Source organism: Micromonospora sp. CPCC 206171 (assembly GCF_036906755.1).
Classification (GTDB): domain Bacteria; phylum Actinomycetota; class Actinomycetes; order Mycobacteriales; family Micromonosporaceae; genus Micromonospora; species Micromonospora purpureochromogenes.
The window spans coordinates 22,690-36,869 of the sequence record NZ_JBAKHT010000019.1; the positions used below are offsets into that span (position 1 = coordinate 22,690).

General features: G+C 73.8%; 15 protein-coding genes. All 15 read left to right on the plus strand.

The window, feature by feature from the left end:
• The first annotated feature begins 62 nt into the window (after window positions 1-62).
• The 15 genes from V6U89_RS20845 to V6U89_RS20915 all read left to right on the plus strand — a co-directional run bounded on the left by V6U89_RS20845 (window position 63) and on the right by V6U89_RS20915 (window position 14,138).
• The gene (locus V6U89_RS20845) at window positions 63-1,469 is read left to right on the plus strand and encodes an FtsW/RodA/SpoVE family cell cycle protein (RefSeq protein ID WP_334573122.1); all 1,407 of its coding nucleotides are present in this window, start codon (window positions 63-65) and stop codon (window positions 1,467-1,469) included.
• Window positions 1,469-2,575 carry an undecaprenyldiphospho-muramoylpentapeptide beta-N-acetylglucosaminyltransferase gene (gene murG, locus V6U89_RS20850; protein WP_334573035.1) on the plus strand — a complete coding sequence of 369 codons (1,107 nt, stop codon included), beginning with the start codon at window positions 1,469-1,471 and terminating at the stop codon, window positions 2,573-2,575. Before V6U89_RS20845 ends, murG begins: the two co-directional genes overlap by 1 nt.
• 85 nt (window positions 2,576-2,660) lie before the next feature.
• Window positions 2,661-4,154: a UDP-N-acetylmuramate--L-alanine ligase gene (murC, locus tag V6U89_RS20855; RefSeq protein WP_334573036.1), complete on the plus strand. Its 1,494-nt coding sequence runs from the start codon at window positions 2,661-2,663 to the stop codon at window positions 4,152-4,154.
• A complete protein-coding gene (locus V6U89_RS20860; protein ID WP_334573037.1) occupies window positions 4,151-4,969 on the plus strand; it encodes a cell division protein FtsQ/DivIB in 819 nt (272 codons plus the stop codon). The genes murC and V6U89_RS20860 overlap by 4 nt, the downstream gene beginning before the upstream one ends.
• 244 nt (window positions 4,970-5,213) lie before the next feature.
• Window positions 5,214-6,329 (plus strand): cell division protein FtsZ, encoded by a 1,116-nt coding sequence (gene ftsZ / locus V6U89_RS20865; protein ID WP_334573038.1) that lies wholly within the window; start codon window positions 5,214-5,216, stop codon window positions 6,327-6,329.
• Window positions 6,330-6,338: 9 nt separating this feature from the next.
• A complete protein-coding gene (locus V6U89_RS20870) occupies window positions 6,339-7,085 on the plus strand; it encodes a YggS family pyridoxal phosphate-dependent enzyme (protein ID WP_334573040.1) in 747 nt (248 codons plus the stop codon).
• Between the two features lie 193 nt (window positions 7,086-7,278).
• On the plus strand, window positions 7,279-7,971 hold the full coding sequence (locus V6U89_RS20875) for a cell division protein SepF (RefSeq protein ID WP_334573041.1): 693 nt from the start codon (window positions 7,279-7,281) through the stop codon (window positions 7,969-7,971).
• Between the two features lie 30 nt (window positions 7,972-8,001).
• Complete coding sequence (locus V6U89_RS20880) at window positions 8,002-8,301, plus strand: YggT family protein (RefSeq protein WP_210774739.1); 300 nt, start codon at window positions 8,002-8,004, stop codon at window positions 8,299-8,301.
• 52 nt (window positions 8,302-8,353) lie between these two features.
• A complete protein-coding gene (locus tag V6U89_RS20885; RefSeq protein ID WP_334573042.1) occupies window positions 8,354-9,154 on the plus strand; it encodes a DivIVA domain-containing protein in 801 nt (266 codons plus the stop codon).
• A gap of 71 nt (window positions 9,155-9,225) precedes the next feature.
• Window positions 9,226-10,020, plus strand: coding sequence for a hypothetical protein (locus tag V6U89_RS30230; RefSeq protein ID WP_442933960.1), 795 nt, complete (start codon window positions 9,226-9,228; stop codon window positions 10,018-10,020).
• 9 nt (window positions 10,021-10,029) lie between these two features.
• Window positions 10,030-10,335, plus strand: a complete 306-nt coding sequence (locus V6U89_RS20895; RefSeq protein WP_334573043.1) for a DUF167 domain-containing protein — start codon at window positions 10,030-10,032, stop codon at window positions 10,333-10,335.
• 22 nt (window positions 10,336-10,357) lie between these two features.
• Window positions 10,358-11,857, plus strand: coding sequence for a potassium/proton antiporter (locus tag V6U89_RS20900; protein WP_334573044.1), 1,500 nt, complete (start codon window positions 10,358-10,360; stop codon window positions 11,855-11,857).
• 223 nt (window positions 11,858-12,080) lie between these two features.
• Window positions 12,081-12,500, plus strand: a complete 420-nt coding sequence (locus V6U89_RS20905; RefSeq protein ID WP_154943859.1) for a TraR/DksA family transcriptional regulator — start codon at window positions 12,081-12,083, stop codon at window positions 12,498-12,500.
• Between the two features lie 67 nt (window positions 12,501-12,567).
• Window positions 12,568-13,194: a signal peptidase II gene (gene lspA / locus V6U89_RS20910; RefSeq protein ID WP_334573045.1), complete on the plus strand. Its 627-nt coding sequence runs from the start codon at window positions 12,568-12,570 to the stop codon at window positions 13,192-13,194.
• Window positions 13,191-14,138: an RluA family pseudouridine synthase gene (locus V6U89_RS20915; protein WP_334573046.1), complete on the plus strand. Its 948-nt coding sequence runs from the start codon at window positions 13,191-13,193 to the stop codon at window positions 14,136-14,138. Before lspA ends, V6U89_RS20915 begins: the two co-directional genes overlap by 4 nt.
• Window positions 14,139-14,180: the final 42 nt, after the last annotated feature.

Here is a 14,180-nt window from a genome sequence, read left to right on the forward strand (position 1 = left end):
CGGGCGCGGGGCGTACCGCCGACCCGCCGGCGGCGATCTCCGGCCTGGACGCGGCCGGCGGCCTGGCGGCGCTGCGCGGCCTGCTGGCCCGCCCGCTGGCCTCCTACTACCTGCTGCTGTCCAGCGCCGGCCTGCTGCTGCTGATCGGCCTGACCATGGTCTTCTCGGCGACCAGCGTGAAGGACTACGCCGAGGCCGGGGACGCCTCGGCGTCGGTGACCAAGCAGGCCGTCTTCGCGGTGATCGGCATCGTCGCGTTCTGGGCCTGCCAGCGGCTGCCGGCCAGCACCTTCCGCTCGCTCGGCCGGCCGGTGCTGGGCGCGGCGGTGGTGCTGCTGCTGGTGCTCAACCTGCTGCTGGCCCTGGACTCGCTGTTCCGGATCAAGGCGCTCGGGCCGCTGCGGGCCAACCTGCTCTGGCTCTACCTCGGCCCGATCCAGGTGCAGCCCTCCGAGCTGGCCAAGCTCGCGCTGGTGCTCTGGGGCGCGCACGTGATCGCCCGTAAGGGCGCCGCGCTCGGCTGGTGGAAGGAGCTGGCCACCCCGCTCTTCCCGGTGGTCGGGCTGCTCTTCGTGCTGGTCGGCTACAACGACCTGGGCACCATGCTCTGCCTGCTGGCGATCGTGGTCGGGCTGCTCTGGGCGGCCGGGGTGCGGATGCGGGTGTTCGCCGCGCTCTCCGCGGTGGGCCTGCTCGGCATCGGCGTGCTGGTGGCCGTCGCCTCGCTCGGCGCCGGTTCCGGCGCGGTCGGCGAGGAGAACTACCGGCTCGCCCGGTTGACCTCGTTCATCAGCCCGCCCGACCCGGCCACCTGCCTGGAGACCGGCTGCTGGCAGCTCGTCCAGGCCCGCAACGCCATCGAGCACGGCGGCTGGTTCGGCGTCGGGCTGGGCAAGAGCAGCCTGAAGTTCGGCTGGCTGCCGGCCGCACACAACGACTTCATCTTCGCGGTGATCGCCGAGGAGCTCGGGGTGGTCGGCTGCACCGTCATCCTGGTGCTCTTCGCCGTGCTCGCCTACACCGGGCTGCGCGTCGCGCGGCGGGTCGAGGACCCGTTCCGCCGGCTCGCCGCCGCCGCGATCACCGCGTGGCTGGTCGGCCAGGCCGTCATCAACATCGGTGGCGTGATCGGCCTGCTGCCGCTGACCGGCGTGCCGCTGCCGTTCATCTCCGACGGCGGCAGCGCCCTGGTCGTGACGCTGGCGGCGGTCGGCATCCTCGCCTCGTTCGCCCGCGCCGAGCCCGACGCCGCGCGAGCCCTGCATGCCCGTCCGCCCGCCCGGTGGGTCCGACTACTCTGGGCCCCGTTGCCGCCGCTTCCCGGCCGGCGCCGCCGCCCGGCGACGCCACCGGCTGCCCGAGGGTCCGTACCCCGGTCGCGAGCGCGGCGGGAGGACGACCAGGCCGCACCGCGCGGTGGCCGGCAGGGCCGGACCCGGGGCGGGACGGCGAGCGAGAGGAGACGCTGATGGGTCCGCTGCGTTCGGTGGTGCTCTGTGGAGGGGGTACGGGTGGCCACATCTACCCGCTGCTCGCCTTCGCCGACTGCCTGCGCCGACACGACCCGGGCGTCCGGATCACCTGTCTGGGCACCCCGAAGGGCCTGGAGAACGAGCTGATCCCGCCGGCCGGCTACGACCTGCGGCAGATTCCGGCCTACCAGCTGCCCCGCTCGGTCAACATGAGCCTGGTGCGCACCCCGGACCGGATGTGGAAGGCGGCCCGCGCCGCGGGCAAGGTGATCGACGAGGTGCAGGCCGACGCGGTGGTCGGCTTCGGCGGGTACGTCTCCGTCCCCGGCTACCTCGCCGCCTGGCGCCGCGAGCTGCCGATCGTCATCCACGAGGTGAACGTGCCGCCGGGCGTGGCCAACCGGCTCGGCATGAAGTTCACCAAGAACGTCGCGGTGGGCTTCCCGCACCAGCCCGCGCAGGCCGAGTCGCTGCGCGACGCCCGGGTGGTCGGCGTGCCGCTGCGCCGGGGCATCGCCGGGCTGGACCGGGCCGCCATGCGCAACGCCGCCCGGGCCCACTTCGGACTCCGCCCCGACCTGCCGGTGCTCTTCGTCGCCGGCGGCTCGCAGGGCGCCCGCTCGATCAACCTGGCGGTCTCCGGCGCGGCCAAGGAGCTGGCCCGCAACGGCGTGCAGGTGCTGCACGTGATGGGCGCCCGCAACGAGCCGGTGCCGGTCCCCACCGACCTGCCGGTGCCGTACGTGGCTCTGCCCTACCTGTCCGAGATGGAGCTGGGCTACGCCGCCGCCGACCTGATGCTGGGCCGGGGCGGGGCGATGACCTGCGCCGAGGTGGCCGCCATCGGCCTGCCCACCATCTACGTGCCGTACCCGCACAGCAACCAGGAGCAGAAGCGCAACGCGCTGCCCGTGGTGGAGGCCGGCGGCGGGCTGCTCGTCGACGACGCCGAGCTGACCCCGGACTGGCTGGAGCGGACGGTCATCCCGCTGGTCCGCGACCCCCGCCGGCTCGCCGCGATGGGCGCGGCCGCAGCCGGGTACGGGCGACGCGACGGCGACGTCGCGCTGCTGAACTTCGTCTACGAGGCGGTGGCCCGGTGAGCGCGAGGAGCGAGCCTGTGAGCCCCGCAGTCGCGAACGACGGTGGCGCGGCGACGCCGGCCACCGCGACGGGAAGGTACCTGGCATGAACACCGCGCAGTTCACCCCGGCCGGCACGCTCACCGCCGAGGACCTGGGCCGGATCCACCTGATCGGGGTGGGCGGGGTCGGCATGAGCGGCCTGGCCCGGCTCTTCCTCACCCGCGGCCTGCCGGTCTCCGGCAGCGAGCTGCGCGAGTGGCCGTCGCTGGCCGGGCTGCGGGCGCTCGGCGGGACGATCCACATGAGCCACGAGGCGAGCAACCTCGACGGCGTGGACACCGTGGTCTACTCCTCGGCCATCCCGCAGGACCACCTGGAGATGGTCGAGGCCCGCCGGCGCGGCCTGCGGGTGCTGCACCGCTCCGAGGCCCTCGCCGCGGCGATGACCGGCCGCCGGACGGTGGCGGTCGCCGGCACCCACGGCAAGACCACCACCACCTCGATGGTCACCATGGTGCTCCAGCAGGCCGGGACGGACCCGTCCTTCGTCATCGGCGGGGAGATCTCCGAGGTCGGCTCCGGCGCGCACCACGGCACCGGCGAGTACTTCGTGGTCGAGGCGGACGAGAGCGACCGCTCGTTCCTGATCTACCGCCCGTACGTCTCGATCATCACCAACATCGAGGCGGACCACCTCAACACCTACGGCGACCTGGCCAACCTGGAGGCGACCTTCGCCGAGTTCGCCCGGCTCACCGACCCGGACGGCTTCATCATCACCTGCGCCGACGACCCGGGCGGCCGCCGGCTGGCCGAGACGCTGCGCGCGGAGGGCCGCCGGGTGCACACCTACGGCCTGTCTCCCGACGCGGACCTGCGGCTGGACGACATGGCCTCCACCGCGCAGGGGGTGCGCTTCCTGGCCGAGGTCGACGGCCACTCGCTGGGCGAGATCCGGTTGCCGGTGCCGGGGCGGCACATGGGGCTCAACAGCGCCTCGGCGGTGCTCACCGCGTACCTGCTGGGGTTGCCCGTCGAGGCGGCCGAGGCGGCGCTGGGCGCGTTCCCCGGCGTACGCCGGCGCTTCGAGCGCAAGGGCGTCGCGGACGGCGTGCTGGTCTACGACGAGTACGCGTACCACCCGACGTCGATGACGCTGGCCTTGCAGACGCTGCGCGAGGTGGCCGGGGACGGCCGGCTGATCGTGGTCTTCCAGCCCTACCGGCTCTACCGCACCCGCGACCTCCAGGCGGAGATCGCCGCGGCGCTGGGCATCGCCGACGAGCTGGTGCTGCTGGAGGTCTTCGGGCCGGGCGAGCTGCGCCAGCCGGGCGAGGGGTCGGCGGCGCTGGTCGAGGCGGTGCCGCTGGACGCCGCGCACAAGGTGTTCGTCGACTCGTGGGAGGACGCCCCGGTCGAGGTGGCCCGGCGGGCCCGCCCCGGCGACGTGGTGGTGACCATGGGCGCCCCGCCGATCTCCCTGATGGGCGACCAGCTGATCGACGCCCTCACCGCGCGCGCCGCCGGCGACGCCGCCGACCCGACGGCCCTCGGCGCGGCCGTCGACCCGGACGGCGCGGCCTCCGCCGCCGGATGAGCCCGGGCCCGGCGCGGGGCCGCACCGCCGGCACGGACGGTGGCGGCCCCCGGCGTAACCCGGTCCGGCGCTGGCAGCTCGTCCGGGCCGGCAGCGACGCGGTCCCGCCGTCCACCCGGCGGTTCATGGCCCGGGCGCGGCAGCGGCGGATGCGGGCGGCCCTGCCCTGGGCGGTGGCCGCCGCGGTGCTCGCCGTGGCCACGCTGGTCGCGTGGACGGTGCTCGGCACCGGGCTGTTCGGGGTCCGTGAGGTGCGGGTGGTCGGCGCGGAGCTGGTCACCCCGGTCGAGGTGCGCGAGGCCGCGGGGGTGCCGGACGGAGTCCCACTGGCCCGGGTGGACCTGGCCGCGACCGGCCGCCGGATCGGCGCGCTGGCCCCGGTCGAGCGGGCCACGGTCACCCGGGACTGGCCGGGCACGCTGGTGGTGACGGTGGTCGAGCGGACCGGGGTCGCGGCGGTGCCCCGGGACGGGCAGTTCGTCGTGCTCGACGCCGACGGGGTGGTGTTCCGGACGGTGCCGCGCGCCCCCGACGGCCTGCCGGTGGTCCGGCTGGCCACCCCAGGCCGGGACGACCCGGGCACCCGGGCCGCGCTGGAGGTGCTGGCGGTGCTCACCCCGCCGCTGCGCGCGGAGCTGACCGAGCTCACCGTGCAGGGGCTGGCCCGGATCAGCCTCACCCTCCGTGGCGATCGGACGGTCGTCTGGGGTGACGCGACCCGGGGAACGGACAAGGCGCGGGTGGCCACCGCGCTGTTGGGTCGCAAGGCCGACACGATCGACGTCAGCGCGCCGGACGTGGTCACCTTCAAGTGATACCGGGACGCCGGACGTGAGCCGTCCCGCCAATGGCGGCGACACGCCGGGCAGGTCCTTGGCTCTCGGCGTGGGGGCGCTTACGTTGCCCCGAAGAGGATCAGTGGTTGACATAACTCTAAGCCTCTAGTAGAGGGTGAGGGTTTATTCCTGATCCTCTGTGGTGACAGCTGTCGTCGACCGTCGGTCTGGCCACGCCGTACCCGGTCGGGGCGATGCCAATCTCGAAGGGAAAGGACCGGAGATGACACCTCCGCACAACTACCTGGCGGTCATCAAGGTCGTCGGCATCGGGGGCGGCGGCGTCAACGCCGTCAACCGGATGATCGAGGTTGGGCTCAAGGGCGTCGAGTTCATCGCGATCAACACCGATGCGCAGGCGCTGCTGATGAGTGACGCCGACGTCAAGCTCGATGTCGGCCGGGAGCTGACCCGGGGCCTCGGCGCCGGCGCCAACCCGGATGTCGGCAAGAACGCCGCCGAGGACCACCGCGACGAGATCGAGGAGGTCCTCAAGGGCGCCGACATGGTCTTCGTGACCTGCGGCGAGGGCGGCGGCACCGGCACCGGCGGCGCGCCCGTGGTGGCGAACATCGCCCGCAAGCTCGGCGCGCTCACCATCGGCGTGGTGACCCGGCCGTTCTCCTTCGAGGGCAAGCGCCGCCAGGTGCAGGCCGAGTCCGGCATAGACGAGCTGCGCAACCAGTGCGACACGCTGATCGTCATCCCGAACGACCGGCTGCTGGCGCTCGGCGACCGCAACATCTCCATGATGGACGCCTTCCGCACCGCCGACCAGGTGCTGCTCTCCGGTGTCCAGGGCATCACCGACCTGATCACCACGCCGGGTCTGATCAACCTGGACTTCGCCGACGTCAAGAGCGTGATGAGCGGCGCGGGCAGCGCGTTGATGGGCATCGGCAGCGCCCGCGGCGAGAACCGCGCGGTGGAGGCGGCCGAGGCGGCCATCTCCAGCCCGCTGCTGGAGCAGAGCATGGACGGCGCGCGGGGCGTGCTGCTCTCCATCGCCGGCGGCTCCGACCTCGGCCTGTTCGAGATCAACGACGCCGCCCAGCTGGTCACCGACGCGGCGCACCCGGACGCCAACATCATCTTCGGCGCGGTCATCGACGACGCGCTGGGCGACGAGGTCCGGGTCACCGTCATCGCGGCCGGCTTCGACGGTGGCGCGCCGTCGTACAAGGCGGCCGAGGCGCCGCGCAAGACCAACCAGAACCAGCCGGCGCCGCAGAACCCGCCGGTCGCGCCGCCGACCACCCTGCCGGCCCAGCAGCAGTCGCCGCGCCGGGTGCTCTTCGACGACGTGGACGTGCCCGACTTCCTCAAGAACGGTTCCTGAGCTCCGCCGATGACCGACGAACCAGCCACGGTACGGCCCGACCGGCGTGCCGAACTCGCGGCCGGGCTGGCCCGGGTCCGCGCCCGGATCGCCGACGCCTGCGCCGACGCCGGACGGGACCGCGCCGAGGTCACCATGATCGCGGTCACCAAGACGTACCCGGCCGGCGACGTGGTCGCGCTGGCCGGGCTCGGGGTGACCGACGTGGGGGAGAACCGCGACCAGGAGGCCGCCCCGAAGGCGGCCGAGGTGGCCGCCGCCGGGGTGGCCGTCCGCTGGCACTTCATCGGCCAGCTGCAACGCAACAAGGCCCGCTCGGTGGTCCGCTACGCCGACGTCGTGCACTCGGTGGACAGCGTCCGGCTGGCCCGGGCCCTGGACGCGGCCGCGTCCGCCGGCCGGGACCGGCCGCTGGACGCCCTGGTGCAGGTGAGCATCGACGGCGACCCGGCGCGCGGTGGCGCGCTGCCGGACTCGGCCGACCCGGACCGCGGCCTGGGTCCGGTGGCCGAGGCGCTGGCCGGGGCCGGCGGCCTGCGGCTGGCCGGGCTGATGGCGGTGGCGCCGCTGGGCTGGGAGCCGGAGCGGGCGTTCGCCCGGCTCGCCGAGGTGGCGGCGCGCTTCCGCGACCGGCACCCGGAGGCCACCGCGCTCTCCGCCGGAATGAGCGGCGACCTCGAACCGGCCATCAAATATGGCGCGACACATGTCCGCGTCGGCAGCGCGTTACTCGGAATGCGTCCCACGCTGCGGTAGCCTGACCGCGGTAGAAGCAAATTACATCTGTGTTGTTTCAGGAACGGCGTCCCGTTGTCGGGGACCACGGCGGGCGGCCGCGAATCGCCTGTCGGGGGATTGCCGCTCCGATCCGGTGGGCATGGATTGTCCATTCGTGATCAGGCGACACGGCACGGGGGTGCGTGCCGCACGGCGGACGGAAGGGCGCGGGATGGGTGCACTGCGCAAGGCGGGGGTCTGGCTCGGTCTCGTCGAGGAGGATGACGAGCGGGCCTACGACGACGGCTACGACAAGCCGGGCTACCGCGACTCGCGGTACCGGTCGAGCCGGTACTCCGAGGAGTTCGCCGACGACGACGAGGACGAGTCGGAGGAGCCGCCGGCGCCGCGCCCGCGGCTCGGCGAGCGGGGGCGGCTGAGCGAGCGCGGCGCGAGCCGGGCGCTGGAGGCCGACCGGGCCGACGACGAGCGTCCGGAGCGGGTCGAGCGGTCCAGCGTCCGCTCGATCACCCGGTCCGGCGCGGGGGAGACCTCGGGTGCGCTGACCTACCACACCCGGGACAACCTGGCCCTGGCTCCGCAGACCCAGGCCCGCGAGCGCGCGGTGGTGGCCGAGGAGGAGCAGCGCTACCAGATCACCACGCTGCACCCGACCACCTACCGGGAGGCGCGCACCATCGGCGAGCACTTCCGCGACGGCGTTCCGGTGATCATCAACCTCACCGAGATGGACGAGGCGGACGCCCGCCGGCTGGTGGACTTCGCCGCCGGGCTGGCGTTCGGGCTGCGCGGTACGATCGAGCGCGTGACCAACCGGGTGTTCCTGCTCTCACCGGCCAACGTCCAGGTCACCGCGGAGGACAAGGCCAAGATCGCTGAGGGCGGCTTTTTCAGCCTGAGCTAAGTCCGCCCGAGGAGAGGGACGTCGCCCGCCGTGTTGTCGATCGTGCTCCAAGTCCTGTACCTGCTGCTGTACCTCTTCCTGATTGTGCTGTTGGCCCGATTCGTCCTCAGCGCCGTCCTGCAGTACGGTCGCCGGTGGCAACCGGGACGCGGGGCATCGGCGGGACTGGAATCCGTGTGGAGCGTCACTGATCCGCCTCTCAAGGCGTTGAGGCGTGTGATCCCTCCACTGCGAATTGGTACCGTGAGCATCGACCTGGCCTCCCTTGTGCTCCTGGTTATCCTGTTCGTGCTGATGGAGTTCGTGTTGAAGCGGTTGATCATCGGATGAACGTCCGGTGGCCCAGCCCGCTACGCGGCCGCAACTGACCCGAGGAGTTTCGATGCCGCTGACCCCGGCCGACGTCCACAACGTCGCCTTCAAAAAGCCGCCGATCGGCAAGCGGGGGTATGACGAGGAGGAGGTCGACGCCTTCCTGGACGAGGTCGAGCGTGAGCTTGCCCGTCTGATCGAGGAGAACAACGAGCTGCGCGCCCAGGTGGAGCGCGGCGGCCGTGGTGGCGCCCCCGCCGGCCCCGGCGGCGACGCCCGTCTCGCGGCGGAGCTCAACGACGTCAAGGCCCAGCTCGACCGGGTGCAGCGCGACAAGGCGGCGGCCGAGCAGGCCGCCCGGGCCATGCAGGCCGAGCTGGAGCAGGTCCGGTCCGCCGGTGGCCCGGCCGGCGGTGGCGACGGCGAGCAGCAGGCGCTGCGGGTGCTGATGATGGCCCAGCGCACCGCCGACGACCACGTGTCGGACGCCCGCCGCGAGGCCGACCAGCTTCTCTCCGAGGCCCGGTCCAAGGCCGAGGAGGTCACCCGCGAGGCGCGCGCCAAGGCCGACGCCCTCGAGCGGGACGCCCGCCAGCGGCACCAGGAGGCCATGGGCGGCCTGGACGCCAAGCGCACCGCGCTGCAGAAGCACATCGAGGAGCTCAAGCAGTTCGAGCGCGAGTACCGCACCCGGCTCAAGGCGTACCTGGAGAGCCAGCTGCGGGACCTCGACGGCCGGGGCCAGGGCCTGGAGGCCGAGATGACCCGCGCCGAGGGCAGCCGTGCCGCCACCGGCAACGGGCTCGCCGCCACGAGCCTCGCCGGCTCGTACGGCGGCGGTCGCTCCGGCGCTCTCGAAGCCGGTCGCTGATCCACGGTCGGCGGCTGTCGCCCGACGGTCGCCGACCGCGCCACACCGACACGACGCGGCGGGGGTGAGCCGTGATAGTCGCAAGTCTGCTGCTCATCCTCGTCGCGGTCGTACTGCTGGTGCTCGGTCTCGCTGACGGCTCCAGCACCCTGTTGATCAGTTCCATCGCGGCCAGCCTGTTGGCCGCCGTCGCGTTGATCGCGGGCGCCCGCCAGGTGGCCGCCACCAAGGCGACGACGGGCCGACCCGGGCCGCGCGCGGGCCGGGGTTTCGCGGGTACGCCCCGCGGCACGACCCCGCCGGAGCCCTACGCCCCGGTGGAGCCGGAGATCCCCGTCCAGCACGTTCCCACGACGAGCGGCGCCGGTGGCGACGGGTGGCGGCAACCACCCGAGCCGCCGGTGACCGGCGACGCCGGCCCGTGGGAGCCGCAGGCCGAGAGCCCGTGGGACTCCGACGGCGTGGCCGCGCGCCGCGCACCGGACGCGGACCCGGCGTCGGAGACCGCGCCGACCGTCGGGCGGTCCCGCGACGTCGACGACGCCGGCCCGTGGGACTCGGTGAGTCCGGCGCCGGGTCGCCAGCGCGACGGGGCGGCCGGCGGCTGGGCGGCCGAACAGGCCGAGGCCGACGACGAACCGGAGGCCCAGGACGTGTCCCCCGCCGACGCCGCGTGGGTGGCCCGGCTCGACACCGAGGTGCGGGTGGTCGACGGCCGGCCCCGCTACCACCTCCGCTCCTGCCTCCACCTGCTGGGCCGGGACGACGAGCCGCTGCCGGTCTCCGAGGCGGTCTCGCTCGGCTTCACCCCGTGCGCGGACTGCGCGCCGGACACCGCCCTGCTCGCCGACACCCGACCCGGCTGAGTCGCGTCGATGCCCACCGGGGAGCCGCTCACCGTGGCGGTACGCGTCAAGCCCGGCGCCTCTCGCGCCCGCGTCGGCGGCCGCTTCGACGGCCCGCACGGCCCCGCGCTGGTGATCGCGGTGAACGCGCCGGCGGTGGACGGGCGAGCCACCGAGGCGGCCCGGAAGGCGCTCGCCGGCGCGCTCGGCGTACGACCGGCCGCGGTGTCGCTGCGCACCGGCGCGGCCAGCCGCGACAAGCTGTTCACCGTCGAGCGTCCCGCCCCCGGGTTGACCGACGTGCTCCGCCGGCTGCGCGACGGATCGCACGGGTGAGGGCGCTGCCGGTCGGTGGCCCGTGACGGCGGGGCTGGATCTCGCGCTGCTGCTCGGCGCCGCCGTTCTGCTGGTGGCGATCGGCGCGGTCCGCTTCTCCACCCGCCTCGGCGTACCGAGTCTGCTGGTCTACCTGGCGCTCGGGGTGGCGATCGGGGAGGCCGGCCTCGGCATCCGCTTCGACGACGCCGAGCTGACCCGGGTGCTGGGCTTCTGCGCGCTGATCGTGATCATCGCGGAGGGCGGGTTGACCGCCCGGTGGAGCACCCTGCGCCCGGTGCTCGGGCTGGCCGCCGCCCTGTCCACGGTCGGGGTGCTGGTCAGCATCCTGGTCGTCGGCCTGGTGGTGCACCTGCTGCTCGGCCTGGACTGGCGGCTCGCCCTGCTCTACGGCGCGGTGCTCTCCTCCACCGACGCGGCGGCGGTCTTCGCCACGCTGCGCCGGCTGCGCCTGCCGCCCCGGCTGGTGGCCACGCTGGAGGCCGAGTCCGGGATGAACGACGCCCCGGTGGTGATCCTGGTGGTGCTGCTCTCCCGCGCCGAGGGCGGTCACCCGTGGTGGTACGAGGTGTTCCTGGTCGGCTACGAGCTGGGGGTGGGGGCGGCGGTCGGGCTCGCCGCCGGGCTGGCCGGCCGCTTCGCGCTGCGCCGCGCGGCGCTGCCCTCGTCCGGGCTCTACCCGATCGCCGCGGTCGGCTTCACCGTGCTGGCGTACGCGGCCGGGGCGGTGCTGCACGCCTCCGGCTTCCTCGCCGTCTACGTGGCCGGGGTGCTGCTCGGCAACGCCCGGCTGCCGCACCGGCAGGCCATCCTGGGCTTCGCCGACGGGCTGGCCTGGCTGGCCCAGATCGGGCTGTTCGTGCTGCTCGGGCTGCTGGCCACGCCCAGCCGGCTGGACGCGGCGGTGCTGCCGGCGGTGGTCGCCGGCCTGGCCCTGCTGCTGCTGGCCCGGCCGCTGTCGGTGCTGGTGGCCGCGCTGCCGTTCCGGGTCAACCTGCGCGAGCAGGCGTTCCTGTCCTGGGCCGGGCTGCGCGGGGCGGTGCCGATCGTGCTGGCCACCATCCCGCTCTCCGAGCGGGTGCCCGGGGCGGACCGGCTCTTCGACGCGGTCTTCGTGCTGGTGGTGATCTTCACGCTGTTGCAGGCGGGCACGCTGGCGCCGGCGGCCCGCCGGTTGCGGGTGACCGCGCCCGCCGAGCTGGCCGAGATCCACGTGGAGACGGCGCCGCTGGAGCGGATGCGGGCGGACCTGCTCCAGTTGGAGGTGCCGCCCGGTTCCCGGCTGGCCGGGGTGCACGTGGACGAGCTGCGCTTGCCGGTGGGTGCCTCGGTGACCCTGGTGCTGCGCGACGGGGCGGGTTTCGTGCCCGGCCCGGACACCCGGCTCAAGGCGGGCGACAGCGTGTTGATCGTGGCGACCGCCGGGGTGCGGGACGAGGTCGAGCGGCGGCTGCGGGCGGTCAGTCGGCGGGGTCGACTGGCCAGGTGGTTTGGCGAGTACGGCGAGGATCGGGATGGCTGATCTGCTAGCGTTCCCTTTGCCCCAAATAGGGCTTACTAGGGGCTGAATAGCGGCACGACGGTGCGCCACGTTGTCGGACGCCTGTACGTTCCGTATTCTTGCCAACCTCCGGAGTGCGCGGCCCTCATTGCCGTGCGCCCGTTTTGTTACGTGGGGGCGCCAGGCCGGTGACCCCTGTCCGGACACCGCCGACCGCCGCGCTACGCGGCTGAGGGAGCTGACGATGGCGAAGCCAGCCGACACCAGGACCGCCGGCCGCAAGCCTGCGGTGAAGGCCACCCGCAGCGCGGCGGAGACCGAGAAGATCCGGGCGGCCCTGGCGGCCCGACGGGACGAGCTGCGAGCCGAGTACGATCAGACGCTGAGCGAGATCACCGAGCTGCAGCGCGACCGGCTGACCGACTCGGCCGGGGACGACCAGGCCGACACCGGCACCAAGACGTTCGAGCGCGAGCAGGAGATCTCCCTCGCCAACAGCATCCGGGAACGGATCACGCAGGTCGAGCGGGCCCTGGAGCGCCTCGACGAGGGTGGCTACGGGTGGTGCGAGCGGTGCGGGAACCCGATCCCGGTCGAGCGGCTCGCCGCCTTCCCGTCGGCGACCCTCTGCGTGACCTGCAAGCAGCTGGAGGAGCGGCGTTGACGTCCGCTCCCCGGTGACGAACGCGAGACGGTGAACCGCTCACCGTCGGACAGTCGATGGGGAGTCGATGACCACAGCACCGACCGCCGGATCCGGCACCGCTGAGCCGGGCGACGGTACGCCTCGCCGCAAGGCGGTCGTGGTCCTGGTCAGCATCGCCCTCGCGGCCCTGCTGGCCGACCTGTTCACCAAACACCTCGCGCTGGTGACGCTCGACGACCGGGGGCCGGTACGCCTGCTCGGCGGCGCCGTCTACCTGACCCTGACCCGCAACAGCGGGGCGGCCTGGAGCATCGGCGCCGACCACACCTGGATCTTCCCGCTCATCACCATCGGCGTGGTCGGCTGGATCGTCTGGATGGCGGTTCGGCTGCGCTCCCTGCCCTGGGCGGTCTCGCTCGGCCTGGTGCTGGGCGGTGCGCTGGGCAACCTCACCGACCGGATCTTCCGCGCCCCCGGCCACTTCGTCGGGCACGTGGTGGACATGGTCAGCCTCTTCGACCCGTACGGGCAGGTCTGGCCGGTGTTCAACCTGGCCGACAGCGCGCTGGTCTCCGGGGTGCTCCTCGCCGTGCTGCTCGAACTGACCGGCCGCCAGCGCGACGGCAGCCGGGCCGGTACGGCACGCGCCGCCGAGAACGCCGCGGTCGGCGACCGGGACGTCACCGGCGCTCAGCCCCGGGAGCGGGCGTGACCTCGGCGTTCGCCGCCGGTGGCGGTGACCAGCGGTCCCTGCCCGTCCCGGACGGGCTCGACGGCATGCGCCTGGACCAGGCGGTGTCCCGGCTCTTCGGGCTCTCCCGCACCGTCGCGGCGGCCCTGGTCGACGCCGGTGACGCGCTGGTCGACGGGGCCGCGCGGCCCAACTCGCACAAGGTGAAGGCCGGCTCCTGGCTGGAGGTGACCCTGCCCGCCCCGGTCGCGCCGCCGACGGTGGTGCCGCAGGCGGTGCCGGGCCTCACCGTGGTGTACGCCGACGACGACATCGTGGTGGTGGACAAGCCGGTCGGCGTGGCCGCCCACCCCAGCCCCGGCTGGACCGGCCCGACCGTGATCGGCGGCCTCGCCGCCATCGGGCACCGGATCTCGACCAGCGGCGCCGCCGAGCGGCAGGGCGTGGTGCACCGGCTCGACGTCGGCACCACCGGCATCATGGTGGTGGCCAAGAGCGAGCAGGCGTACACCGCGTTGAAGCGGGCGTTCAAGTACCGCGAGGTGGAGAAGCGCTACCACGCCGTGGTGCAGGGGCACCCCGATCCGCTGCGCGGCACCATCGACGCCCCGATCGACCGGCACCCGCACCACGACTACCGCTGGGCGGTGGTTTCCGGCGGCAAGCCGAGCATCACCCACTACGACACCATCGAGGCGTTCCCGGCGGCGAGCCTGCTCGACGTGCGCCTGGAGACCGGCCGCACGCACCAGATCCGGGTGCACTTCTCGACGCTGCGGCACCCCTGCGTGGGCGACATCACCTACGGCGCCGACCCCACCCTCTCCGCGCGGCTCGGGTTGGGCCGGCAGTGGCTGCACGCCCGCTCGCTGAGCTTCCTGCACCCGCGTACCGGCGACGAGGTGACCTTCGTCAGCGAGTACCCGGACGATCTGGACCGGGCGCTGGCGATCCTGCGCGACTGACCGCACCCGATCGAACCGCACCCGATCCGAGCCGACAGGGGG

What these genes read in the sequence shown, in the direction of transcription:
- V6U89_RS20885 (WP_334573042.1), top strand. Translation starts at nt 8,354, where the DNA reads ATGCCGCTGACCCCGGCCGACGTCCACAACGTCGCCTTCAAAAAGCCG.
- V6U89_RS20860 (WP_334573037.1), top strand. Translation starts at nt 4,151, where the DNA reads ATGAGCCCGGGCCCGGCGCGGGGCCGCACCGCCGGCACGGACGGTGGC.
- V6U89_RS20870 (WP_334573040.1), top strand. Translation starts at nt 6,339, where the DNA reads ATGACCGACGAACCAGCCACGGTACGGCCCGACCGGCGTGCCGAACTC.
- V6U89_RS20875 (WP_334573041.1), top strand. Translation starts at nt 7,279, where the DNA reads ATGGGTGCACTGCGCAAGGCGGGGGTCTGGCTCGGTCTCGTCGAGGAG.
- V6U89_RS20895 (WP_334573043.1), top strand. Translation starts at nt 10,030, where the DNA reads ATGCCCACCGGGGAGCCGCTCACCGTGGCGGTACGCGTCAAGCCCGGC.
- murC (WP_334573036.1), top strand. Translation starts at nt 2,661, where the DNA reads ATGAACACCGCGCAGTTCACCCCGGCCGGCACGCTCACCGCCGAGGAC.
- murG (WP_334573035.1), top strand. Translation starts at nt 1,469, where the DNA reads ATGGGTCCGCTGCGTTCGGTGGTGCTCTGTGGAGGGGGTACGGGTGGC.
- V6U89_RS20905 (WP_154943859.1), top strand. Translation starts at nt 12,081, where the DNA reads ATGGCGAAGCCAGCCGACACCAGGACCGCCGGCCGCAAGCCTGCGGTG.
- lspA (WP_334573045.1), top strand. Translation starts at nt 12,568, where the DNA reads ATGACCACAGCACCGACCGCCGGATCCGGCACCGCTGAGCCGGGCGAC.
- ftsZ (WP_334573038.1), top strand. Translation starts at nt 5,214, where the DNA reads ATGACACCTCCGCACAACTACCTGGCGGTCATCAAGGTCGTCGGCATC.